General features: G+C 74.2%; 18 protein-coding genes and 1 pseudogene. 8 read left to right on the top strand and 11 right to left on the bottom strand.

Features of this window, described 5'->3' with window-relative positions; genetic code table 11:
• Nucleotides 1-352: 352 nt before the first annotated feature.
• The 5 genes and pseudogenes from OG519_RS29700 (at nucleotide 353) to OG519_RS29680 (ending at nucleotide 6748) form a co-directional block, all read left to right on the top strand.
• Nucleotides 353-1451: pseudogene (locus OG519_RS29700) on the top strand (integrase core domain-containing protein).
• Nucleotides 1452-2217: 766 nt separating this feature from the next.
• The gene (locus OG519_RS29695) at nucleotides 2218-2406 is read left to right on the top strand and encodes a hypothetical protein (protein WP_405590243.1); all 189 of its coding nucleotides are present in this window, start codon (nucleotides 2218-2220) and stop codon (nucleotides 2404-2406) included.
• 1 nt (nucleotide 2407) lies between these two features.
• Nucleotides 2408-3214 carry a flavoprotein gene (locus OG519_RS29690; protein WP_405590241.1) on the top strand — a complete coding sequence of 269 codons (807 nt, stop codon included), beginning with the start codon at nucleotides 2408-2410 and terminating at the stop codon, nucleotides 3212-3214.
• Between the two features lie 142 nt (nucleotides 3215-3356).
• A complete protein-coding gene (locus OG519_RS29685) occupies nucleotides 3357-5027 on the top strand; it encodes an ATP-binding cassette domain-containing protein (RefSeq protein WP_405590238.1) in 1671 nt (556 codons plus the stop codon).
• On the top strand, nucleotides 5024-6748 hold the full coding sequence (locus OG519_RS29680) for an ATP-binding cassette domain-containing protein (protein ID WP_405590235.1): 1725 nt from the start codon (nucleotides 5024-5026) through the stop codon (nucleotides 6746-6748). The genes OG519_RS29685 and OG519_RS29680 overlap by 4 nt, the downstream gene beginning before the upstream one ends.
• Nucleotides 6749-6790: 42 nt before the next feature.
• Here OG519_RS29680 and OG519_RS29675 read toward each other — a convergent pair whose 3' ends face one another.
• The 11 genes from OG519_RS29675 to lanM all read right to left on the bottom strand — a co-directional run bounded on the left by OG519_RS29675 (nucleotide 6791) and on the right by lanM (nucleotide 21126).
• Nucleotides 6791-9148, bottom strand: a complete 2358-nt coding sequence (locus OG519_RS29675; RefSeq protein ID WP_405590232.1) for a LuxR C-terminal-related transcriptional regulator — start codon at nucleotides 9146-9148, stop codon at nucleotides 6791-6793.
• Nucleotides 9149-9352: 204 nt separating this feature from the next.
• A complete protein-coding gene (locus OG519_RS29670) occupies nucleotides 9353-9478 on the bottom strand; it encodes a hypothetical protein (RefSeq protein ID WP_405590231.1) in 126 nt (41 codons plus the stop codon).
• 126 nt (nucleotides 9479-9604) lie between these two features.
• Complete coding sequence (locus OG519_RS29665) at nucleotides 9605-9730, bottom strand: SapB/AmfS family lanthipeptide (RefSeq protein WP_405590228.1); 126 nt, start codon at nucleotides 9728-9730, stop codon at nucleotides 9605-9607.
• 60 nt (nucleotides 9731-9790) lie between these two features.
• On the bottom strand, nucleotides 9791-12346 hold the full coding sequence (lanKC, locus tag OG519_RS29660) for a class III lanthionine synthetase LanKC (RefSeq protein WP_405590226.1): 2556 nt from the start codon (nucleotides 12344-12346) through the stop codon (nucleotides 9791-9793).
• A 231-nt stretch (nucleotides 12347-12577) separates the two neighbouring features.
• Entirely contained in the window at nucleotides 12578-13837 is a 1260-nt protein-coding gene (locus OG519_RS29655) for an MAB_1171c family putative transporter (RefSeq protein WP_405590223.1), read from the bottom strand.
• Complete coding sequence (locus OG519_RS29650; RefSeq protein WP_405590220.1) at nucleotides 13830-14402, bottom strand: ParH-like protein; 573 nt, start codon at nucleotides 14400-14402, stop codon at nucleotides 13830-13832. The genes OG519_RS29655 and OG519_RS29650 overlap by 8 nt, the downstream gene beginning before the upstream one ends.
• Before the next feature lie 52 nt (nucleotides 14403-14454).
• A complete protein-coding gene (locus OG519_RS29645; RefSeq protein ID WP_405590217.1) occupies nucleotides 14455-14928 on the bottom strand; it encodes an XRE family transcriptional regulator in 474 nt (157 codons plus the stop codon).
• Between the two features lie 22 nt (nucleotides 14929-14950).
• Nucleotides 14951-17017: an AAA family ATPase gene (locus OG519_RS29640; protein ID WP_405590214.1), complete on the bottom strand. Its 2067-nt coding sequence runs from the start codon at nucleotides 17015-17017 to the stop codon at nucleotides 14951-14953.
• Between the two features lie 169 nt (nucleotides 17018-17186).
• On the bottom strand, nucleotides 17187-17363 hold the full coding sequence (locus OG519_RS29635; protein ID WP_405590211.1) for a hypothetical protein: 177 nt from the start codon (nucleotides 17361-17363) through the stop codon (nucleotides 17187-17189).
• Nucleotides 17364-17445: 82 nt separating this feature from the next.
• Nucleotides 17446-17631: a hypothetical protein gene (locus OG519_RS29630; RefSeq protein WP_405590208.1), complete on the bottom strand. Its 186-nt coding sequence runs from the start codon at nucleotides 17629-17631 to the stop codon at nucleotides 17446-17448.
• A 129-nt stretch (nucleotides 17632-17760) separates the two neighbouring features.
• Nucleotides 17761-21126, bottom strand: a complete 3366-nt coding sequence (gene lanM, locus OG519_RS29625) for a type 2 lanthipeptide synthetase LanM (RefSeq protein WP_405590205.1) — start codon at nucleotides 21124-21126, stop codon at nucleotides 17761-17763.
• A gap of 338 nt (nucleotides 21127-21464) precedes the next feature.
• Between lanM and OG519_RS29620 the strand changes: the two genes are divergently transcribed.
• The 3 genes from OG519_RS29620 to OG519_RS29610 all read left to right on the top strand — a co-directional run bounded on the left by OG519_RS29620 (nucleotide 21465) and on the right by OG519_RS29610 (nucleotide 23190).
• A complete protein-coding gene (locus tag OG519_RS29620; RefSeq protein ID WP_405590202.1) occupies nucleotides 21465-21896 on the top strand; it encodes an XRE family transcriptional regulator in 432 nt (143 codons plus the stop codon).
• Between the two features lie 68 nt (nucleotides 21897-21964).
• The gene (locus OG519_RS29615; protein ID WP_405590200.1) at nucleotides 21965-22339 is read left to right on the top strand and encodes a transposase; all 375 of its coding nucleotides are present in this window, start codon (nucleotides 21965-21967) and stop codon (nucleotides 22337-22339) included.
• 596 nt (nucleotides 22340-22935) lie between these two features.
• Complete coding sequence (locus OG519_RS29610; RefSeq protein WP_405590197.1) at nucleotides 22936-23190, top strand: integrase core domain-containing protein; 255 nt, start codon at nucleotides 22936-22938, stop codon at nucleotides 23188-23190.
• The last annotated feature ends 277 nt before the right edge of the window (nucleotides 23191-23467 follow it).

The raw sequence follows: 23467 nt of genomic DNA, 5'->3' as shown, positions 1-23467 counted from the left end.
GTGATGCACGCTGCCGCCGTCACCAGTACGACACATACTCCCCCACCCCGCGAGGACATGCGTCGTACCGATCTGTGCGTTAGCGCTAACAGAAATAGCGGAGTGAACGCGCACATTCCTCGGCCCCCGCCCTTTCACGTGCGCACCGGGAACGGGAACTGCCGCCGCCGCTCTCGTTCGGCGCGGGCGGCAACCCGGAGCGGGCGGGCCGCGGATGCGTCGCGGCCCTGTCCCTGCCGATAACCTCATCCACCCTGGTCAGGGCCGGTTTCGTGGACTCCGCGCTGTCGCGTCCCAGAGCGGGCCTGGCGCTCTGGCGGGGATGACGGTCTCCTCGGCATGATGATCACTCGTGCTGCTGAAACTCGCCTACCCGGGCATGCCGAATATGTTCGCGGCCTTGCGCCTGCTGCCGATGAACGAGCGGGACAAGGACGCGGAGATCCTCGCCCTTCGGCCAACAGATCACCATGCTGGAGCGGCAACTGAACGGGCAGAGAATCGGCTTCACAGCGGGCGATCGGGCCTTCCTGGCAGCTCTGCTGCACCGGCTCCCTATGGACGCATTGCGACGTATACGGTTGCTGGTTCGGCCGGATACGGTCCTGCGCCGGCATCGGGACCTGAACGCCCGCCGGCACGCCGCCCGGTCCCGACCCCACCACGGAGGCCGCCCCCGCACCGTCCGATCCATCCGAGCCCTCGTACTACGCCTCGCCCGAGAGAACCCCACCTGGGGATACCGGCGCGTGCACGGGGAACTGCTGGTCCCCGGAGTGAAAGTGGCTGCCTCTACCGTCTGGGAAATCCTGAAGGAAGCCGGCATCCAACCCGCTCCTGCGCGGGCCTCCACTACGTGGGCAGACTTCCTGCACTCCCAGGCCGATGCCCTCCTGGCCTGCGACTTCCTCGAAACCCTCACCCTGTCCGGGGCACGGCTGTACGTCTTCGCGATGATCGAGCACGCCAGCCGCCGCATCCGGGTCCTGGGCGCGACCGCGCACCCCACCGCAGCGTGGATGACACAGCTGGCGAAGAACCTCGCCATGGACCTCGAAGACACCGGCTGCCGCGCACGGTTCCTCATCAGGGACCGCGACCGGAAGTTCCCCGCGCTCTTCGACACCATCCTCGCCGACACCGGGATCAAGGTGATGCTCAGCGGCGTACGCATACCGCGAATGAACGCGATCATGGAGCGGTGGGTCTACACCTGCCGACGTGAACTCCTGGACCGCACCCTGATCTGGAACCACGGGCACCTTCTCCACGCATCACGCGAGTTCGAGGGGTTCTACAACGAGCACCGTCCACACCAGGGCATCACCAACGCCCGACCACTGCACCCATTGCCCCCGCCGATCACCGATCCAGGCCAGATCGCCCACCTCGACATACGAAGACGCGACCGGCTCGGCGGCATTCTCCGCGAGTACCAACATACCGCCTGACCTGCACGGACGAGGCTATCAGCAAGGACACCGCCGTGAGACCGAGCGGCTGGGAGGCGTAGTAGTCGGCGACGCCCGGCCGGCCGGCGCTGTGGGGGTGCAGGCCCTGGAAGATAGCTTCCTCGGTGAACTGGGCGGCGGCCTGCTCGGGTTCGTGTGCGCCGACGGCAGCCTTCCACCGGTCCAGGACGCCGCGGAGGGTCGACTCGTCACCACGATGGACACTCTTGGTAGCCGCCACATCCGTCGTACTTGACACTGGAGCGGGCGACGTGAGGGGCGTCAAGTCGGCGTCGTAGGAGGTCTCCTCACGAGCTGGTGGCCCGTAGCCCCGCAGGACGCGTGAGCGTTGGGCTTGTCCCGCGACACCGACAAGCAGCGGCGGCGGCCGGCCCCGCACTGGAACGGCGCGGCCGGAACCGAAGTCCCGCTGCCGGCCGACACGTTCGGCCGGCAGTGCGCCGCCCTGCGCCCGCACCAGGGGCCTCGCCGTAGTCGATGACGCCTTCGGCAGCGGCTCCATCCTCACCCGCCGGCCTTCCGGGCCGACTGCCACTCCCGGCTTCCCACCCGCAACCGTGGCGGTCAAGGGTTTTCCCCAATGCTTCTCCGCTGCTCCCCAAGCACTGTGGTCGGGTCGGACGCCACGGCCGGCCCGACGGACGGAGGAGAGATCCACGATGGAGTTCGAACCCGGAATGTTGCTGGTGCCGCCCGGTGGGCGCGCCCGCCTTCGCCGTCCCGACTCCCGCTTCGGGGACCCGCGGTGAACATGAAGGTGTACAGCCCCGAGGGGGTGGTCCTGCTCACCTCCCACCGCTGTCTCCCGGCCGAACCCGCCACCCCGGACAGCGGAGTCCGGCACGATCCGACGCACCACCCGGTGGCCGAGGACAACCGCACCACCGCCGAGCCGGTGGACCGGCCCGTGGGACGTACCCCGGGGAAGGACTGACGTGCCGGCCGCCCAGGAGGCGAACACGGCCGGAACGGTCCGGGCGCGCCCGGACGCGTCGCGCCGGCTGCCGCCGATCGACCTCGACCGGGGCCGGGTGCTCCTCGTCGCCTCGGGCGCGATCGGTGTCACCGCGCTGCCCGACTGGGCGATGCTGCTGCGGGTCCAGTACGGCTGGTCGGTGCGCATCTGCCTGACGTACTCCGCGGACCGGCTCGTCTCCCGGGAGGCGCTCGCGGCGGTGACCCAGGCGCCGGTCGCGGGGCCCGGCTGGCAGACGGCACAGGGCATCGTCCCGCACCAGGAGCTGGCCGAGTGGCCCGATCTGGTCATCGTCGCCCCGGCCACCACGAATTTCGTCGCGAAGGCCGCCGCCGGCATGTCCGACAGCCTGGCCCTGACCACGGTGCTCTGCACGGCGGCCCCGGTGCTGATCGCCCCGAGCATCCCGGAGAACGCGCTCGCCCGCCCCGCCGTCCGTCGCAACCTCCAGTGCCTGGCCGACGACGGCTATCACGTCGTGCCCATGGGACCGGGGGTGTCCGTGCACCGCGGCGCGGTCAGCGCCGCGGCCATGCCCGGCCTGCCGGTCATCCTGCGGGTCGCGGCACGCGTACTCGGAACGGGCCGGGGCGCGGCGGGCGGCAACGTGTCGGCCAACGACCGCACGCCGGAGAAGATCCGCGCGGTAACACCGGATCCCACACCGGACCAGGACCGCACCGCGCGGCAGGACCGTACGCCGGACCGGAGCCGGGTCGGGCAGGACCTTGCCGCGGACCCGGTGGAGGCGGCCGGCCATGGCTGACGTCCTTCGGGCACCCGACCCGGCTCCTGGCCTCGTACCCGACGTCGCCCCCGCCGCACCACCCGGCCCCGCACCCGCCCCTGTGCCCGGCTCGCCGCCCGGTCGGACACCTGGCGGCCCACCTCCCCCCTCCGGTACCCCCTTGCTGCGCGCCGCCGCCCGCCGAACCCGGGGCCCGCTGGCCCTCCTCGCCGGCCTGCTGATCGTGACCACGGTGACCGGGCTCGCCGCCCCCGCGCTGCTGGCGACCGCCGTCGACGCGGTACTGCGGGGCTCGGGCGCCACCGGCCCCGCGGTCGCCTGGGCGGCGGTCGTGGTGCTCGGCGCCGGCTGCGAGGCCGTCATGGCGCCGCTGGGTACCGCCTGCGCCGCGTACGGCGCGCGCTGGATGCGGGTGCGGACCGTCGGGCACCTCGTCGGCCTGGGGGCCAGGCCGCCGCTGCCGGCCGGGGAGGCGGTCACCCGGGTCGTGCAGGCCGCCTCCCAGGCCGGCGCGCTGCCCGCCGCTTTCGCCCAGTGGGCGGTGACGGTCGCCGGATCGCTTGCCGCGCTCTGCTGGCTGTGGCTCCTGGACTGGCCGTCCGGACTCGCCTTCACCCTCGCGGTGCCGGCCGCCGTGCTGGTCGCCCGTCGGTTCGTCGGCCGGGTCACCGAGGCGCACGCCGAGTACCTGGCGGCCCAGGGCGCCGTCGCGACCCGTCTGCTCACCGCCCTCGCCGGGGCCCGTACCATCCGCGCCTCGGACACGCTGGACGCCGAGACAGCCCGCGTGCTGGCGCCGCTGCCCGCGGTGTCGGCCGCGGGGTGGCGGATGTGGCGACTGCAGCGCGGCACGGTCTGGCAGTTCGGCCTGCTGATGTCGCTGACCGAGGCGCTGGTGCTCGGGGTCGCGGGGTTCGGGGTCAGCGACGGCCGGCTGACCGCCGGCCAACTGGTGGCCGTCGCCGGTTACCTGCAGCTCTCCTTCCAGGCGGTGGAGCAGATCGACGGGATCCTCGGGCTGGCGCAGTCCCGCGCGGCGGCGGCCCGGGTCGCCGCCGTCCTCGCGCATCCGCCGCTGCGGTACGGCCTGGGCGGCGCACCGGACGGCCCCGGCGCGGTGAGCCTGCGCCAGGTGACGGTGCGCCGGGAGGACGCGGTGCTGCTCGACGGCGTCGACCTCGACCTGCCGGCCGGCGCCTCGATCGCACTGGTAGGCCGTACGGCGGCGGGCAAGAGTCTGCTCGCCGGGCTGCCCGGCCGGCTCGTCGACCCGGACCGGGGGGAGGTACTGCTCGACGGCGTACCGGTCCGCGAGTTCACCCGTACCGAGCTGCGGCGCGCGGTCACGTACGCCTTCGAGCAACCGGTGCTTGTCGGGGAAACGCTGCACGACGCCATCGGGTACGGCTGGCCGGGGCTGCCGCGAGCGGAGGTGGAACGCGCCGCCCGGGCCGCCCGCGCCGACGGCTTCGTCCGGCGGCTGCCCGACGGCTACGACACCGCGCTCGCGGAGACCGCGATGTCCGGCGGTGAGCGCCAACGCCTCGGCCTGGCCCGCACGCTGGCCCGGCCGGCCCGCGTCTACGTACTCGACGACGCGACCTCCGGTCTCGACACGGTCACCGAGGCCGAGGTCGACGCTGCCGTCACCACCAGCCTGGCCGGCCGGACCCGGCTGGTGGTCGCGCACCGTGTCACCACGGCCGCCCGCTGCGACCTGGTCCTGTGGCTTGAGGCCGGCCGGGTCCGCGCGCTGGCCCCGCACACCGCGCTGTGGACCGACCCGGCGTACCGAGCGGTGTTCGCCGCCGTCGAAGGGGTTCCGGTATGAAGGCCGGCGAGGTGCGCTCCGGGCTGCGGTTGCTGCGGGAGGCCCTGCGCGGCTCCCGGGGAGCGCTGCTGCGGGTCGGGGTGTGGTCGGCGGTGGAGGCGGCGCCCGCGCTCGCGGCCGGCTGGGTGCTGGCCGCGGCGCTCGACCGCGGTTTCCTCGCCGGCCGTCCGTCGGTCGGCGTGGCCTGGCTGCTCCTGCTGGGCGGGCTGTACGTGATCCGGGCACTGGCCGAGCGCGCGGTGTTCGAGCCGCTCGCCCGGATCGTGGAACCGCTGCGCGACGAGTTGGTCCGCCGGGTGGTGCGCGGGACGCTGCACGCCGCCGCGTACCGGACCCGGCCCGCGGACGCGGCGGGCGTCTCCCGGCTGACCACGCAGGTCGACGGCGTGCGCGGCATCGTCGGCTCGATCCTGCGCACGGCCCGGCCGCTGGCGGTGACCCTGGTCGCCGCGCTCACCGGGCTCGCGACCCTCGACCCGCTGCTGGCGGGGCTGGTCGCGCTGCCGCTGGCCGCGGCTGTGGCGGTGTTCCTGCTGAGCATGCGCGCGGTGACCAGGCGCCGCCGGGAGTACCTGATCGCAGAGGAGCGGGTCGCCGCCACCACCGGAGCGGTGCTGGCGGCCGGGCGGGATCTGACCGCGCTGGGCGCGGAGGAGCAGGCGGTGGCCGATGTGCGGCGGGCCGCGGACGCCTCGACGGCGGCGGCCCTGTCGGTCGCCCGGGCGGCCGCCGTCCGGGTGCCGGTGCTGCTGATCGGCGGGCAACTCCCGCTCCTGCTGCTGCTGTTGACAGGCCCCGCGCTGGTGGCGCGAGGCGCTGTCCGGCCGGGGGTGGTGGTCGCGGCGATCCTGTACGTCACCGCCTACCTGATCCCGGCCCTCCAGTTGATGACCGGCTCGGTGGCGGGCTATTGGAGCCAGTTGCGCGTGCTGTCCGGTCGGCTGGCCGCCGCCTCGGCGGTCCCCGAGCAGCCGAGGGAACCCGTACCCGCGGTGGAGACCGAGGCGGGCGACCTGGTGGTGCGCGGCCTGACCTTCGCGTACGGGCCGCACGCCGAGCCGGTGCTGCGGGACCTGGATCTGACCGTCCCGGACGGCGACCACCTCGCCGTGGTCGGGCCGAGCGGCGTCGGGAAGTCCACGCTCGCCGGGCTGCTCGCCGGGATCGAGACCCCGCTCGCCGGATCGGTGACCCTCGGCGGGCACCCGGCCCGCGTCGGCCCGATCGCCCTGCTGCCCCAGGAGGCGTACATCTTCCCCGCCACGGTCGGGGAGAACCTGCGCTACCTCGCGCCGGAACTCGACACCGCCGCCCTGGACCGGGCCGTCGCGGCGGTCGGGGCGGCCGGACTCGTCGCCCGGCTGGGTGGTCACACCGCCGAACTGGCCGACCCGGCGAGCACCTTGTCCGCTGGGGAACGCCAACTGATCGCCCTGGCACGGATGTACGCGTCCCCGGCGCGGGTGATCGTCCTGGACGAGGCTACCTGTCACCTCGACATGGCCGCCGAGGCGGTCGCCGAAGCCGCGTTCGCGGGCCGGCCCGGCACCCTGATCGTCATCGCGCACCGCCTCACCACCGCGGCCCGCGCCCGCCGGATCCTCTTCCTGGACGGCGGCAGCCCCGCCCTCGGCACGCACGCCGAACTCCTGGCCACCAGCCCGGCGTATGCGTCACTGGTGGGCCACTGGTCGATGCCGAAGCCGGCGCCGAGCACGTGAACACGCCTGCCCCCGCAGGACTTCGGCTCACCTCGCCCGAAGTCAGCCAGATCCGGCGGCGAGCGGCGGGGCGGCGGCCAGCGCGGTGCGGGAACGGGCCCCGGTCTTGCGGAAGATACGAGTGAGATGGGCCTCGACCGTCTTCACCGAGACGAAGAGCGCAGCCGCGATATCCTGGTTGGACCTGCCCGCGCGCACCATCCGGACGATCTCCGACTCCCGGACCGACAGCGCGGCCCGGGGCGCCGCGGCCGACTGCCGGGGCAGGCGGGCGCCGATCGCACGCTGCCGGTCTACGGCGAGGCGGCGCAGCCAGTGCGAACCCGCCGTCACCGCGAGCGACTTGGCCCGGCCCGCTTCGGCCGTGGCCTCTGTCAGCCGGTCGAGCGCGGCCAGCCGGCGGGACAGCAGGAGCCGCGTGTGGCTTTCCCACAGCGCCATCCCGCGGTCGGCGAACCCCGCGGCGGCCTCGCTCAGCAGCAGCGACGCGTCCGCGTCGTTCGCCTCGGCCGCCCGCGCGCACAGGGCGGCGGCGCGCCGACCGGCTGCCGAATCACCCGGCTGGGCCGGCCCCGCGAGGGTCGCCCCGGGGTCCATGACGGGCCACCACAGCCGTGCCACGCCGTCGGCCGCCGGTGCCCCGGCGACCGCTGGTGCCGGGCCGTCCCGCCAGGCCAGGGCCGAGGTGCGCACCGTCCGTGCGAGCCGGGCGAGATCGGCGCGGTCCTGGTCCGCCGCCGCCGCTTCGGCGTCCTCCAGTGCGCGCAGCGCCTCAGCCGTGCGGCCCAGCGCGAGGAGCGCGTACCCGTGGCCGAACAGCAGCCGCGGCAGCAGTCCGGTCCAGCCGGTCTCCCGCGCGGCCTGTACGCCACGGGCGAAGAGGTCGGCGGCCGCCGGATAGCGCTCTGCCAGGTTGGCGGCCCAGCCGAGGCGCACGACGGTGTGCTGCCTGGGGGCGAGGTCCGCGGGGGCGAGCCCCGCCAGCCCCGCGATCGCGGGGGCGGCCTGCGCGCGGTAGACCGTGTCGTCGCCGGCGATGGCCCCGGCCAGGGCGAAGACGGCCGCGGCGTCCGGCCCGGTGTCCTCGGCGAGCAGGGTACGGACGGTGGGCAGCCGGCCGCGAACCGCGGCCAGGACGGCCAACTGCCGTCGCAGGTCAGCGGCTTCGGCTCCGTCGGCGGTCCGTAGCGCGGTCCTGAGCAGGTCGTGGGCCTGCCGGTGGCGGCCGAGGTCGGTCGCCAGCCGGGCGTGCAGTGCGATGCTCGTGACCGCGTCGGCGGGGCCGCCGAGATGGTCCAGTTCGGGCAGCAGGTCGCGGCGCTGCCGGTGGTCGCCGGTGCGCTCCGCGGCTTGCCACAGGGCGTTCAGGACGCGGCGGCGCAGAGCGGCGGCTTCGGCTTCGGCGGGCAGGATCCGGCGGGCGGCCCGCAGCCACTCGGCGGCCCGCGCCGGCTGCGTGTCGAGAACGCGGTCGGCCGCCTCGGCGAGCGTGCGCACGGCCGGCAGGTCGCCGGGCGCGGCGGACCGGGCGAGGTGCGGCGCGCGGTCGACGGCGGCGGCACCGGCCGCCCGCAGCACTCGAGCCGCGCGGGCATGGGCGGCGATCCGCGCACCGGGCGGGGTCCTGGCGTACAGGACGGCCCGCAGCAGGGGGTGCCGGAAGCGGAGGAACGGGACGGCCGCTGAAACGGCGCGGACCACGCCGCGTTCGGCGAGGGCGTCCAGCACGGGCAGGACGGAGTCGAGGTCACGTCCGGCGACCGCTGCGGCCTGCGCCGGGTGGAAGACGTCGCCCAGCACGGCCGCGGCCCGGGCCACTTCGCGTTCCGCGGGGGTGAGCCCGGACGGCTCGCGGGCCCCGGCCGGGGCCGGGCCGGGAAACAGGCCGTCGCGGGCCAGCGCGCGCAACTCGGCGTCGGGGAGCGGGGCCAGCGCACGCGCCCAGCCCGGGACGCCGCCGGTGAGGCGGTACAGCAGCGCGCCGCGTTCGGCGAGCGTCCGCGACCCGAGCATCTCGTCGAACGCCGCGCGGTCCAGGGGCGCGAGGTCGATCCGCTCCGCCCCGTCGGCGACCGGGTGTTCGGGCAGCACGGTGCGGGCCACGACGAGCAGGCCGCCGTGGCCGCCCCAACTGCCGGGTTCAAGGGCAGTCGGACGGCCGGCGCCGTCGTCCAGACAGACGACGGCGCCGCCGGCTTCCGGTGGCATCCGCACGGGATTCCACCGGACGGTCAGCCCGTGCAGCCGGGCGTGTTCGGCGAGTCGGGAGAGCGTGCGGGTCCGGCCGGTGCCCGGCTCGCCGGCGATCTCGATCTCCCGCGGCTCGCCGGCCGGCCCCGGGGCGGCGTCGAGGGCCCGGGCCAGCGCGGCGGCGGCCTGCTGCCCGGGCTCGGCGGTCATCCGCAGTGGGCGCTGAAGATACTGCCATCGCAGTTACTGGTACTGGTCAGCCCCGGAGCGTCCGGATCGGGCGCGCCGTCGGTCTTGAGTTCCTGGAGCAGGAGGACCTGGGACATGGTGATCGCTTCCTTTCGAGGGGGCGGGGGATGATGCGGGCGCCGACACGGCGCGTCCGAGCGGGCCCACCGGGCACCGGGCGGCGCCTCAGCAGAGCAGGACGCTGAAGGCGCTGGAGCAGTCGCCGAGGCTGATGGCGCTGATCGGGATCAGGGCGTCCGGATCGGCGCTGTCGTCGCCGGCGAGTTCCTGGAGCAGCAGGACGCTGGGCATACGGGGTCTCCTCGAGGAGGCGCGCGGGTGACGCGCACGGAACAGGCGCCGCGGCGCATGTCGTGGGCGGGGAGGGAGTGCGCCCGGCGGCGGGTTCGGCCGCCGGGCGCACGGCAGGCGCTCAGGTCAGCAGACGATGATGCTGTAGCCGCTGTCGCAGGCCGCGCCGCTCAGCGAGCTCTCGGCGATGACGCCCTCCTCATCGGGGCCGAAGTCGGTGTCCAGTTCCTGAAGTTCGAGGATCTCGGGCATGGTGGTCTCCTTGTCTCGGTGCGTGCTGCTTTCCTCGCCCGGCCGGTGCCGGCCGGGGGTTCAGGGGGTGGATGTGCCGGTGAGCGCGTCGACGGTGAAGAACGGGTCGGGCCGCGGCTGGAGGAGCTGCGTCAGGAACAGCAGCACGCCGGCCGAGCCGCTCCACAACTCGCCGCTGTGACGGAGCAGTTGGTCGCCCAGGAACCGCACCCCCGTGGGGTGCGGGACGGCATGCTTGAACAGTCCGCGGGCCACGCCGAAAGCCGCTTGCCGCGCGGCGGCGTCGTCGCAGAGCCGGCCGTGCTCGGACAGCATCAGGCCCAGGCCGGACAGTCCCTGGTAGAGGCCCGCCATCACGGTGAAGCGGGTGTTCAGCGTGGCCAGCAGCGCCGGCGTCGCGGCGGTGAGCCGCTCGTCGCCGGTCGCCCGGACGTAGCGCGTCACCGCGTGGGTGAAACCGGCCGTTCCGCTGAAGATGTAGGGCACCGACCGCTGATCGGTGTCGGAGATGGGGAACGCCAGCCCTTCGGCCGCCGGATCGGTCGCCCGGTCCAACTCCTCATGCAGCAACCGCAGTCCGCGGGCGAGCGGGGCGCGCTCCCCGGTGACTTCTGCCAACTGCTGGAGCAGCAGGGCGACTCCGGCGCGGCCGTGCAGCAGGCCGGTGGCGGCGTCGGCGCCGAGGTGGCCGGTGAGGATCGCGTCCGGCGGCAGCGCGGCGACCAGTGCCTGCGCGGCCGTGATGTGCCGGTCGTCGCCGGTGTGGCCGAAGAGGGCGAGCCGGGTGAGGGCGACGCCGGCGGAGCCGCCGGCGAGGGTGGCGTCGGTGGCCGTCAGTGGATGCCGCTGCGCGCGGTCGAGCAGCTCGGCCGCCTCTTCGGTCAGCCCGAGGTCGGCCAGTACCCAGGCGATTCCGGAAAGGCCCACGTGCAGCCCGGGGCCGAGGGTGTCCCGGGCGTCGAGGGCGTCACGCCGGAAGCGGTCCAGGAGTTCGCCGGGGATCGGCCGACCGGCGTGGCGCAGCGCGTGCAGCACGCCGGCCGTTCCGTAGGCCACACAGAGGGAGTTGGTGGTGTACCCCTCGGGGACGGTGGGGAACACCCGGGCCGGGTGGTCCGGTTCGGCCATCGCCGTCAGCGCGTCGGCGGTGCGGTCGCGCAGGTCGGCGAGACGGGCGGGCAGGTCGTCGTCGGCGATCGGCGGGGCCGCGGAGTCGTCGGGGTGGTGGAAGCGGACGGTCCGCGCCCACAGCGCCGGCGGCACGGCGGCCACGCCCGACAGGTCCCGGTGCAGGTGCGCCAGCGCGTCCGGGGTGCGGCGCACCACCTGGTGCAGGGGGAACAGCACCAGTTGCGCGAGCGCGGCGACGCCGTAGTCGTCGTGGATCCGGGGGTCGTCGCCGACCAGCTCGCGCGGCGGGGCGTATCCGGGGGTGTTCAGCGGGGACAGCTCTCCGCCGGCGCGGGACGCCGCCTCGAAGTCGATGAGGCGGACGCCGTGGTCGCCCCGCACGATCACATTGCCGGGGCTGACGTCGACGAATATCCACCCGCAGGCGTGCAGGCGGTCCATGGCCTGCTCGATCGCGGCGAGGATCCGCTCGCACTTCGCGTGGTAGACGGCGAAGTCCTCGGTCGTGGACCCGGTCCTCACCAGCGGGTTGGCGCCCACCGTCCAGGAGTTGAGGTTCCGTCCGTCGATGAACTCGGTGACCAGGAACTCGTGTTCCCACTCCCGGAAGTACGCGATCGGCTCCGGCGCGAGTCCTGGGTCGGCGGTGTGCAGAGCCTTGAGCGTCTCCCATTCGGTGCGCAGCCGCTCGGCGGCGGTGGTACCGCCGGCGAGCCCGGTGAAGGCCCGCGCCTCTTTGATGAACACGGTCCGGCCGGTGGCCGTCTCCCGGCCGCGGTAGGCGCCGCCGGCGTTGCTGTGCCGCAGCGCCGCTTCGAACGCGAAGCCGTGGAAGGACAGTTCGCCGGCCGATGGGGTGTCCGGCGCGGCGAACGGGTCGGTGATCCCGGCTGGCAGCACGAAGGAGGCGCCGCGCCGGTCTTCGACCAGGTCGCCGTGTCCGTCCCGGACCAGCGGCAGCCGGGTGCCGTCGGCCTGGATCCGCTCCCGGCGGCGGAACGCGCCGTACCGGTAGTGCACCGTGCGGGAGTCGCCGAACCGGCGGTCGGTGAGGATGTACGGGCCCTCCTCGCCGGACAGTTCCTCGCTCAGCCGCTCCATGAGCTTGCGCGCCGCGGCCACGTCCGGCGGGTAGGCGGCGATGAACTTGCCGCTCTGCGGTCGGGCCGCGTGCTTACCGTGTATCCACTGGTGGAACAGCTGAGCGCTGATGTGCTTGAAGGGGATGTCCTGCTCGAAGCAGACGGCGGCGGCGGTGTCGAGAACCGCGTCCAGCCGGTCGGGACGGGCCGACACGTGCACTTTCCAGCCGTCCTCGGCGAGCGTCGCGCCCGTCGGCCGCCACATCGTCCACACACCCGAGGCGCTCTCCGTCCACCCGTCCGGCACCACGGCCGGCAGGAACCGCCGGCCGAGTTCGGAGGCGGTCTCCAGCGGCGCGTAGAAGTCCGGGTCGGCAAGGGCGAAACCGTACGGCTTCCTCATGTGATCCTCCAGCGGTCCGCGCGAACAGGGCCGTGAGCTGCCAGGAAGGAGCAGGAAGGGAGATCGCCACTCCGTGCGCCGGCTGACAGCCAAACGGTGGCAGACGGCGGGAGTGATGTCAACTGATGTGGATGACTTTGTAGTTGCTATTCATTCTAGCTAATCTTGGCCAAAGGGAAGGAGCGGCGGCCGAGGCCGGCCTGCTCCCCATCGCGACGGGCAGCCGGCCCCTCAGCCGACCCGTTCGGCCGACCCGCCGGCGCCCCGGGCCTGCGCGCGCACCCGGTTGCGGACGTCCTCGACCGCGGGTGACCGCGCGAACGCCCGGGTGACCTGGACCAGCCAGGCGGCCTCGTCCTCGACCGTCTCCAGCAGCGCGGTCCGCGGCCCGTGGCCGTACTCCCGCGACTCGGGCGGGCCGTCCGGGAGCCGGCCCGCCCGCCGGTTCTCCAGCGCGGCGGCGATCACGGCGGCCTCGACGACGGCGTCGGGATCCAGCGCGCCGCCGCCGGTCCCGCGCGGCGCCTCCGCCACCCAGGCCGGCGCCCGCGGCTGGAGATAGGGCCGCAGGGCCACATGACCGTCGCGGATCTCGATGACCCGGCGGTAGAGGGCGAACTCCGCGTGCCGCAACCGGGGTCCGCCGGCCGACGCGGACGAGCTGAGCGCGATCTCCGGCAGGGTGGCGTGCAGTTCCGCCCACAGCGGCTCCAGCGCCCGGTACGTGCGGTACGCGCGGAGCCACCGCGCCGGGGCGGCAATCCGGTCTCCCCATAACGTGGTCGTCGCCCCGCCGGTGGCCAGCAGCGAGGTGGCCGCCGCGAGCGCGGCGGAAACCGGGTCCGTGCCCAGACCCTGCCGCCCGTGGACCAGGTCGGCGACGACATCCTCCTGCACCCACAGCGTCCAGGCCGCGCCGACCGCGGCGGCTATCATCATCAGCCGCAGCCCGGTCCGCAGCAGGCTCGGCGCGATCCGGCGGGTGTGCCGGGCCAGCGCCCGCACCAGGCCCAGCAGACACCACCAGCCGTAACCGGCGTAGAGCGTGTTGTACAGCGCCAGCACCCAGCCGCGGCCGTCGGCGGCCGCGACATAGCCGTCCCCGGTCCTGGTCCCGGCGGCCAGGAAGAGCCCCGCGGCGCCCGCCTGCACGACGACCGCCAACCGGATCTGGCGCCGCCTGCTGCGCCGTTCGGCGTCCGGCCCGGCGGCCGGCGGGTCCAGCGCGAGGGCGAGGGTGGCCAGACAGGTGAAGGCACCGGTCTTCAGCCCGTGCGTGACCAGCAGCGCCACCCCCCACGGGGGCGCGATCGCGTCGACGGCGGCCGACGCTGTCGGCGTGTTGAGCAGCACCGCGGCGCCCATGCACAACGCGAAGCCGGCGACCCGCAGTTGCGCCGGGTCGGCGGCCTCGCCGCGGGTGACGGTGAACCGGTGCACGGCGAAGACCAGGAAGACGGCGGCGGTGAGGCAGCCGGCGACATCAGTCATGCGCGCCTGCCTCCCGGGCCTTGTCCTCCTGGCCGCGCTGGTCCGGGGTGCCGAACAGGGAGCGCAGCAGGATGTCGCCGGCTCCGGCCGGCGGCGGCACGGCACCGCCCGCCCGGGCCAGCCGGGCGGCGCGGTTGAGGATGAGCGAGGCAACCAACTCGGCCTCCGCCTCCTGCGGTTCGGAGTAGACGCTGCGGCCGAGCACCCGCCGGATCAGCGAGGGAGGCAGGTTCGGCAGCAGCATCTCGGCGGCCGCGGAGGCGGCCGGCGAGGTCTCGTGGTGGCCGCACAGCAGATGGGCGGCCTCGTGCAGCAGGATGTGCTGCCGGTGCAGCAGGGTGGTGTCCGCCGTGTAGAGGATGCAGTCGGCCCGGTCGGTGGTGACGAGCAGTCCGCACGGGATGTGCGGGCGCGCGGTGACCGGCACCACGTCGATAGGGCGCCCGCGGGCCTGGGCGAGCATGCCGATGAAGCTCTCGGCGTCGAACGGGGTGGGCAGTACAAGGCCGTCGACCAGGTGGCGACATCGCTGCCACAGCTGTCTGTGGCTCCGAGCAGTGTGCACGTGCCGTTCCTCTTCCCCGTGCCGTTCGATGGGGCGGCTTCCGTTCGGTCGTTCAGCTCTCGCCGCCGCCGGCGTCGTCGCGCGGTGGTTCGGAGTGGTGGCCCTGACGTCCGCCGGCGCGCTCGTGGCGGGCGAGGACGTCGATCATGTCCCTGATGGTGTTCGCGCCCGCGGGCGAGAGGTTGACCGCGCGGAACGCCACACCGCGCACCCGCGCATCCCTGAGCGCTGCCAGGAGTTCCAGCTCCCGGGCGATCGCGACACCCTGGTCGTCATCGAAGAAGTACGCCACCGGGACCTCGAAGAACCGTGCCAGGGCCTCCAGATGGCGCTTGGTCGGGTTGTCCCGCCGCCCGGTCCGCAACTGCCACAGGTAGGTCGCGGAGAAACTCTCCCCGGTCGTCTCCCGGCACACCCGGGCGACCTCCTCGTGGCTGAACTGCTCGCGGTCCGGCCGCCGTACGATCCGGAACAGCGCGTCGACCCTGTCCGCCAGGGTCGACCCGACCGCATCGGAATCGTCCACGCCGCCTCCCTCCACTGCCCGTTCAGCCTGAGTGTGGCTGCACCATACTCCGTTTCATCTTGGCTGCCGAGCCCCCCGCGGGCGGCTCCGGGCCCGCCGCACGGAGGCCGAGCGGTGGCAGTGAACGCGCGCTCCGGTCCGGCGCGAAGAGCGTCCCGAGGTCCCGCCGGTTGACCGCGCCGGTCTTGGCCAGCAGGTTGGCGACGTGGCGCTCGACCGTGCGATGGGAGATGTGGAGTTCGGCGGCGATCTCCCGGTTGGTACGGCGCTGGGCGAGCCGGACCAGCACGTCGTACTCGCGGACGGTGGCGCCCATCACCCACAGCTCCCGCGGTACGCCGACGCTGCCGCTGCGGCGCTGGCGGACGCGCGCCCCCAGGCCGCGCAACACGTCACGGCAGTGGCGGGCGGCGACGGGGATGCCGAGTGCGGTGAAGAAGGACTCGGCCTCCAGCAGCCAGCCGATCGGGTCGCCCCAGCCGTCGCGGGCGGCGGACCGCGCGACGACGACGAGGCCGAGGCGGCGGGCGAGCGGGAACGGCTCGGCGGCGGACCGGGCTCGGGCCACCGCCGCCTCGGCCGCGGGGCAGTCGCCGGCCCGCCCGGCCAGGACCGACCTGGCGAGGTGGACGAACTGGCTGTTCCAGGGCAGGAGGGCGGCCGGGTGGCGAGCGGCCGCCTCGTGCTCGGCGGCGTCCGCCGCGCCGTCGACGGCCGCCAGCAGGAGGGCGAGGCCGTGCCGCCCACCGAGGCGGTCCGCCGGGTCCGCTTTTTCGCCGGCCTGCGGCAGGCCGGCCAACTGGGCGCGGGCGGCGGCCACGGCGCCCGACAGCAGGGCCCGGACGGCCAGGCCGAGCCCCTCGACGAGCGGGACCTCGTCGGCGCGGGCGCCCCGCCACCGGTCGAAATCCGCCCGGGCCGCGGTCAGTTCGGCGTCGTGCCCGCGGTGCGCGTGCAGGAGGACGGCCAGGGCCCGGGCGCGGCTGCCGAGTTCGGGCAGCCCGAGGCGGTCGGCGCTCTCGCGGGCAGCGGCGACCAGTTCCTCGGCCTCGGCGAACCGGGCCCGCAGCAGGGCGTCGAGAGCCAGCGCGAGCCGGAGCCGGCAGGCCGCGGCGGCCGATACGGGGCCCGGCCCCGCCCGGTCCGCAGCGGCGCGGCGGGTCGGCGCCCGGCCGGCGACCGCGGCCCGCATCGGCTCACCGACGGCCGGCGGGTTCCCGGCACCGCGCGGGAACAGCGCGTCACCGAGCCCCGGGGGCAGCAACCCATCGTCAGCGCCGAGGAGGGCGGCGGCCGGCTCCGCCGTGGCCGGGATGTCGAGGCGCGGCAGCGTCAGCAAGGCGCCGGGGGCCCGTCGCCCCGCGTACCGGGCGAGATCCAGCGCCGGGCAGCCGACGTCCCGCAGGGTGCCGATGACGGTGACGGGCCGGCCCGCGACATTGTCGACGAGGTACTCCAGGGCGGCGATGGCGGTCGGGTCGGCGTCGTGGAGGTCCTCCAGGATCAGCACGCGGGCCCGCTCGCCCGCCGCAGTGAGGACCCGTAGGACCGCCTCGCCGTAGACGAAGGGCTCGTCCGGGGGCGGCCCGACAGGATGGGCGACGGAATCCGCGGCGGCCGCTTCCTCCGTCCGCCAGTCCGGGACCAGTCGGCCCAGGACACCGCGGTAGGGGGCGAGGCCGCGCGGCGGCGTCCAGCCGTCACGGGCGAGCCCCAGCAGCGCCTCGGCGAACGGCCGCATGCCCGAGCCGCCGGACAGTCCGGCCCGCCCGCGCAGGACTCCCAACCCCCTGGCACGCGCGGCCAACGCCGCGTCGTCCACCAGCCGCGACTTCCCGATCCCGGCCTCGCCGACCACGAACAGCACGCTGCCCTCCCCCGCGCGGGCCGTACGGATCGCGGCGAGCAGCGCGGCGGACTCGGCCTCCCGGCCCACCAGCCCGGCGGTGCGGGCGAACCTCGTGATGCGGTAGGACTCTTCGCGCGGGGGCTCTTCACGGTGGGGCTCTTCGCCGCGGGCCGCTTTGCCGGGATGCCCGCGCGGGTCCGGGGCCGGTGACTCCCGCGCGGCGGAACGGTCCTCACTCATCGCAAGCAGGCTCCGGTCGATAAAATCAGCAGTCATTGACGTCGACGGAGCTACATTAGCTGAAATGAATGGGTTGAGGGAACAGTGCGGGCCGCACCCGCCTTCGGTACGGCCCGCGCCACGGCCGGTGGCCACCAGCCGTCACTGCCCGGTGGTCAGCTGCCGGCGGTCACCAAATGCTGCAGTCCGAGCACAGCGTCGAGTCGCAGCAGCTGAACGAGCCGGCCCAACTGTCGACCATACGGCCCCCGTTCGCCACCTCGTCGATGTCGATCGCCAGGACCGGGCTGGTCCCGGCCGCAGCCGTGGCGTAGGTCTTCCAGGCACGCACGGTGCTGTTGTCCATGTCCATGAGCGGTCCTCTCGTCCCGATGGCTGGTCGACCGAGCCTGCCAGGTCTGTCGGGGCCTGCCCGGTCCGCCGGGTGGTCAGATGGTGCAGCCGGCGCAGATCGTCGTGTCGCAGCAGCTGAACGTCCCCGCCCAGCTGCCGAACAACTCGCCGCGCGCCACGTCCTCGACATCTATGGCGAGGACCGGGCCGGTGACGGGCGCGGCGGCCGGGCCGTACGCCTTCCAGGCGCGGACGGTGGCGTTGTTCATCGTCATATCCATGGGGAACCCTTTCGGTGCTGCGGTGATGGGGGAATCCGAGGTGGTGCCGGTGCCGCCGGGCGGCACCGCCGCACCCGCCCGGTCTCGGGGCGGATGCGCGTCTGGGAGGGTGAGCCGGGCAGCCGCGCCTCAGACCGACGGCAGCAGGAGCACCGGCGCCACCCGGTCGGGCGCCGCGATCCGCAGCAGTCCGTGGCCGATGCCGGACAGGCCGGTCATCAGGCCGGGCGTGGCGATGCCGCCCGGCGTTCCGCACAGCGGTCCGTCCCGCTCGATCCGCGCGACCACGGCCGCGGCCCGGTGTCGCCACGCCTCGTGAGCGCCGGGCACAGCCAACTTTCCTGCCGCGGCGAACAATTCGAGGTTGCCCAGCTCGCCGTGGCACAGGCTGTGGTTACGGTGCCGCCCGAACGCTCCGGTACTTTCCAGCGCGCGCCGCAGATCCGATCCGAGGGCAGGCCGGCCGGGATCTGCGGCGAGCGCGGCGGCCCTGGCCAGGCCGACGCCCGGTGCGCCGTGGCACCACGAGTGCTGACTGCTCGGCTCCGGCTTGCGGTGGTCGGGCCAGTTGCCCGACTCCTCGTCGTACGCGCCGTGTTCGTACGCGAACGCCCCCCGGCCGGCCGCTGCCGCCGCCTCGTCGCCGGTCCGCCGCGCGTACGCCAGCAGGGCCCAGCCGATCCCGGCGGCGCCGTGCGAGAAGCCGAGCAGCGGGCGCGCCCCGGCCCCGGACCAGCCGAGGCCGTCGCCGGCCGGGGCCGCCCCGGCCACCAGCACCTCGGCGCAGCGCTCGGCCAGGGTGTGAGCGGCCGGGCCGTACCGGGCCGACAGCGCCTCCGCCAGGGCCAGGCACCCCGCGGTCCCGCCGATCACGTCGTACCCGGCCGCCGGCGACACCGGCCGTGCGACGAGGTCGAGCAGCGGGGCGACGACGGCGCGGGCGGCGTCGTCGTCGAGCAACTCGCCGCAGGCGGCAAGTGCGTAGGCCATGCCGGCGGTCCCGGTGAACGCGCCGACGACGCCCGCCGCGTCCTGCGGGCCGAGCCCGTCCAGCACCTCCCGCGCGCAGCCCGCCACCGGGGCGAGCGCGCCGCGGGCCAGCTCCGCGTAGCGCTGCTCCCCGGTGACGTGGGCCAGTTGCGCCAGGAACAGGGCGACGCCGGCGTAGCCGTTGTAAAGGTCCACGCCCAGCGGCTGGACCGACCAGCGGGCGTCCTCCCACAGGTCGAGCCCGAGCCAGCCGATCCGGCCGCCGCCGCGGCAGGCCGCGGCGGCCAACTGGCCCGCGACGTCCCGCGCCGCGGCCAGTGCCCGCCCGGGCAGGTCGGCGCCGTCCGCCGGACCGGCCGGGTCGGCGTCGGACGCGCCCGGCGCGGCGCCGGTCACCCGGGTCGCCAACTGGGCCGAGATGATCCACTGCTGGTCCGTCAGGTGCCGTCCGTCCATGGCGGCCAGGGTGCGCCGGACGCGCTCCACCCCCGATTCGGGCAGCAGGTCGCCGACGGACGTGAGGTCGGCGGCCCGCACCTCGCGGGCGCCGGCCGCGGCGGTGAACAGGGGGACGTCGCCGGCCCACAGGTCGGCGACCTCGTGCCGGGTGAGGCGGGCGCGGACCGGATCGGTCGCCGCACGGGCCCACAGCACGCCGAAGACCTGGTCCCGGTCCAGGGCGTCGCGCAACACGTCGGGATGGGTGGTCTCGGTGAGCAGCGTCGCGTACTCGTGGGTGGCCCGCGGGATGATCCGGACCGTGTCGGCGGCGAACCGGTCCGGCGCCGGAAACTCCCCGGCGCCGTCGGCGAGGGCCCGGTAGCCGGCGCGGTAGCCGTCCTGCAGTTCGGCCGCGTACCGGACCCCGTCCAGGTCGGCGCCGTCGAGGCGGGGCCGGTTCTGCCCGGCGCGCAGCACCGGGGTGACCCGTTCCATCCGCATCGCGTCGGTCCCGCCCCCGGTCCAGTCGGCGACCCGGTAGGGCAGCGCCGCGTCGGTGTCGCCGCCCATGCCGCCCGCGTCGAACGCCTGTCCGTCGGCGCCGACGACGACGGACGGGAGCAATCCGACCCGGCCGACCGACTCCCGGTAGGCCCGCGCCGCTGGATCCGCGTCCCGGGTCGGACTGCCGAAGGAGCGCGGGAGGTCCGCGCAGAGCAGCGTCTCGAGGTCGATCGGGACCGGCTGGTCGCCGGCCGCGATGAGGTTCTCGAAGTGGAAGTCGACCCCTGCCAGGCAGTGCAGCAGGGCGAGGAGCGCGCCCTGGCGGCGGAAGTACCGGTGCGCGGCGGCGGCGTCCTCGCACGGCTCGGCGTCGACGAACTCAACCCATCCGTGGTGTCCGCGGTCGACGACCGCGACCGTCCGCAGCCGCAGGTCCGCCGGGAGGCGGGCGTTGTACCCGTCGACCACCTCGTTGAAGTGCCGGTGGACGGCCATCGGCCGGGGCTTGTAGACGGCCCGGGCACCCGAGGCGAACAACGCGATCCCCACCGAGCGGCCGCCGGCGTGCGTGTCACCGCGCCCCAGGTCGAGGGAGGCGAGGGGGCCCGGGTCGGCCCCACCGAACAGGTCCGCGCGCAGCGCCGGGCGATCGCGGGCGAGCCGGTCGAGGAACTCGGCGTGCGCCGCGGCGATCCGGCCGGCGGTGGCGATCGACAGGCGGGCCAGGACCGCGTACTCGTCCAGCAGCGCGGCCAGCCCGGCGGGACGGCGGAAGTGCCGGACGAACGATCCGAAGCGCTCCTCGGGCGAGCTGCCGTCGAGGGCGCCGGTGACCCGCAGGACGTTCAGTTCGAGGACGAGGACGCGGGTGGCCAGCCGGACGAGCCGGCGGGTGGCCTCGTGGCGGACGGCGGCACGGACGGCGGCCCGTTCGGTGGCGCGGTCGGCGGGGCGGTCGGCGGGGCGGTCGGTGGCGGATACGCCGGTCGCTCCGGGGTCGCCCGTCGTCCGGATCTCGTCGGCCGTCAGGGGGTCGTCGGACGGACGGCGGCCGGGGTCCGTCCGGGCGTCGAAGTCACGCAGCGCCTCGCGGACGAAGGGTTCCACGATCAGGGCGAACCCCTGCTGCCAACTCCCGTCCGGCGCACCGGCGTCCTCCGGGCACGGCTGCCCGGGGGCCGGGCCGTCCTGGGCGAGCGCCGCGACCCGTTCGACGTCGGCGGCCCAGGCGGGCTTGGGCACCCGCCGTGCGAGCTGCTCGGCCGGCTCGGCCAGCAGCCCCCGGAGCTGGCGCGGGGTGCAGCCGTATGCCGCCGTCTGCCGGTCGAGCGTGTCCGCGGCCAGGTGGGCGAAGGCGTCACGCCACCGCTGCATCCGGATGTCCGCCACCGCCGCGGCGTCGAAGTCCTCGGGCCGTTCGGCGTCCGGCCAATCTGCCGCGCAGCGCTCGTCGAGCCGGAGCGCCCTGGCCCACCAGGCCCCCGTCAGCGCCGGCCTGCCACGCCGCTCCCAGGGCATGACAAGCGGACGCGCCGCGTTCGAGCCGTTCTTCGACACCATCGTTGCCTTCCTGGTCGGCGTGCCCCGCCGACGCCGGGTCGGCGCGGGCGCGGGCGCGGGAACGTGCCGGGACGGCCGGCGCCGAAGCGAGACGCCGTCGTGTGCCCACGTCTGAGTTGACCGCGCGACGGGCCCTTCCCACATGCGCGTTCACCACCCACATTCGCGCCGCGTGCGCGTGGGGCAGGGCCGACGGGGACGGGAGTGGCGCCGGGCGGGACCCGGCCGTGGTCCCGCCCCCTGCTCTTCCGGGCCTTCTGACCGTAAACTGGGCCGAGCCCTGTGCCGGAGCAGGGCCATGTTTGCTGCCGCCGAAGGAAAATGGGTCGGTTCCGAAAATGAATGAAACCGGGGGCAACGGGACACTCGCCGCCAAGGTCGAACGATTGTTCGATGTCGTCCGGCGACCGGACGGCGAGCGCTACACCAACGAGCAGGTGGCCCAGGCGTGCCGCGACTCGACCGGCGAGAGCTTCTCGACGACCTATCTCTGGCAACTGCGCACGGGGAAGCGGGACAACCCGACCAAGCGTCACCTCGAAGCGCTCGCGCAGTTCTTCCAGGTGCCGCCCGCGTACTTCTTCGACGACGAGCAGAGCGCCAAGCTCGACGAGGAGATCGCCCTGCTCGGCGCCCTGCGCGAGGCGGGCGTCCGGTCCATCGCCCTTCGCACGGTGAATCTCTCGGTCGACGGCCAGGCCGTCATCAGCGACATGGTCGAGGCCATCGCCCGCCGCGAAAACCCCGGTGCCGGGAGTGCTCCGTCCTAACGCCTGTTCGAGGTTCGGATCTTTGAAAGGCCCGGCGGCCTGTTGGCGATGGCCGGTAGAACTCGGGCGTGGCGCGTTTTGACGTGACGGATGCCGGATGGGCTTTGATCGAGCCTTTGTTGCCGGTGGCGGCCGCCGGACCGTTGCCGCGGCGGGTGCGGGACCAGTTCAACGGGGTGCTGTGGCGGTTCCGCACCGGCAGTGGCTGGCGTGATGTCCCGGACCGGTACGGGCCTTGGTCCACGGTCTACTCCCGGTTCAGCGCCTGGGCCAGGGCCGGGGTGTTCCAGGATCTGATGGACACGTTGATCGCCGAGGCGGCCGCGCGGGGGCAGGTCGGCCTGGAATTGGTCAGCGTGGACTCCACGATCGTGCCGACGCATCACGAATCGGCGGGTCTGGCGGTGGCCGGGGAGACCCTGGACGCCCTGAACAGGCCCTGAACAGGCCCTGAACAGGCCCTGACCGAGAAAAAGGGAGGCTCCGCCTCCGAAGCAACCACCCGTGCCGCGGGTGATCCGCCGAACGGCCAGCGCTTCGGCGACCGCACTACAAGTGCACACCTTCCCAGGTTCGCCTGAGACGCTGTTGTCGTTCCGGCCATGAACGGTGGGCTCCGAACTGGGGTCCCGTTCGGGTGGTGGCGGCGGAGTCGGCGCATCAGGGTGGGGCCTTCTGAACAGTTCGATGGTGTCGAATCAACGAACAACGTCAGGAGGCCCCGGTGTTGGAGTGTTCCGTGTCGATGGGCGGGCAGTCCACCTCGGTCACTCCTTCGCGCCCAGGCCTCCGGACTGCTCGCGGCCGACTTCTTCCACGTCGACACGGTGACCCTGCGGCGGCTGTACGTGTTCTACGTGATGGAGGTCGGTACCCGAACCGTGCACATCCTCGGCGTCACTGCCCACCCCACCATGGCCTGGACCACCCAGCTCGCCCGCTCCTGCGTGACCGTGACAGCAAGTACACCCAGGCCTTCGACGCCGTCTTCACCGCAGACGGCATCGAGATCCTGAAGAGCGCGCCGCAGACCCCGCGGATGAACGCCCACGCCGAAAGAGTCATACGCACCATCAGGGCCGGGTGCACCGACCGGCTCCTGATCTACAACGAACAACACCTGCGGCACGTCCTGACCGAGTACGCCGAGCACTACAACACCGGCCGGCCCCACCGCGCACTGCAACTCCGCGCTCCCAGCGACGACCCCGACGTCATCCCCTTCCCAGCACACCGCATCCAGCGCCACAACATCCTCGGCGGACTCATCCACGAGTACCGCCAGGCCACTTGACGAAGATCAGCGCCGCTGACGAAAAATCAGGTCAGCGCACATGCACGAGTTTTGGCACCCTACAGGTCTCGCCGTCGCCCTGCAGGCCGTACGGTCCGGCCCCGCGACGTACGCACACCTCGATCGGGGGGAGCTCCACCGGCTCCGCGCATCTGCTGACACCGCGGAGCCGTTGAGCGGCGTCCGGCCTGCGACGTCGACACGTTCTCGGATGAGCGTTGATGGCTGCCAGGTACGAGATGGTCTACGCCGAAGAGCCAGGACACCCGCACGAGCC

Source organism: Streptomyces sp. NBC_01190 (assembly GCF_045039895.1).
Classification (GTDB): Bacteria; Actinomycetota; Actinomycetes; order Streptomycetales; family Streptomycetaceae; genus Actinacidiphila.
This window is presented reverse-complemented; position numbering and strand designations above follow the sequence as displayed.

Excerpts from the sequence above, each read along its gene's own strand:
- OG519_RS29680 (WP_405590235.1), top strand. The coding sequence starts at position 5,024 with ATGAAGGCCGGCGAGGTGCGCTCCGGGCTGCGGTTGCTGCGGGAGGCC.
- OG519_RS29675 (WP_405590232.1), bottom strand. The coding sequence starts at position 9,148 with ATGACCGCCGAGCCCGGGCAGCAGGCCGCCGCCGCGCTGGCCCGGGCC.
- OG519_RS29670 (WP_405590231.1), bottom strand. The coding sequence starts at position 9,478 with ATGCCCAGCGTCCTGCTGCTCCAGGAACTCGCCGGCGACGACAGCGCC.
- OG519_RS29665 (WP_405590228.1), bottom strand. The coding sequence starts at position 9,730 with ATGCCCGAGATCCTCGAACTTCAGGAACTGGACACCGACTTCGGCCCC.
- lanKC (WP_405590226.1), bottom strand. The coding sequence starts at position 12,346 with ATGAGGAAGCCGTACGGTTTCGCCCTTGCCGACCCGGACTTCTACGCG.
- OG519_RS29655 (WP_405590223.1), bottom strand. The coding sequence starts at position 13,837 with ATGACTGATGTCGCCGGCTGCCTCACCGCCGCCGTCTTCCTGGTCTTC.
- OG519_RS29640 (WP_405590214.1), bottom strand. The coding sequence starts at position 17,017 with ATGAGTGAGGACCGTTCCGCCGCGCGGGAGTCACCGGCCCCGGACCCG.
- OG519_RS29635 (WP_405590211.1), bottom strand. The coding sequence starts at position 17,363 with ATGGACAACAGCACCGTGCGTGCCTGGAAGACCTACGCCACGGCTGCG.
- OG519_RS29630 (WP_405590208.1), bottom strand. The coding sequence starts at position 17,631 with ATGGATATGACGATGAACAACGCCACCGTCCGCGCCTGGAAGGCGTAC.
- lanM (WP_405590205.1), bottom strand. The coding sequence starts at position 21,126 with ATGGTGTCGAAGAACGGCTCGAACGCGGCGCGTCCGCTTGTCATGCCC.
- OG519_RS29620 (WP_405590202.1), top strand. The coding sequence starts at position 21,465 with ATGAATGAAACCGGGGGCAACGGGACACTCGCCGCCAAGGTCGAACGA.
- OG519_RS29610 (WP_405590197.1), top strand. The coding sequence starts at position 22,936 with ATGAACGCCCACGCCGAAAGAGTCATACGCACCATCAGGGCCGGGTGC.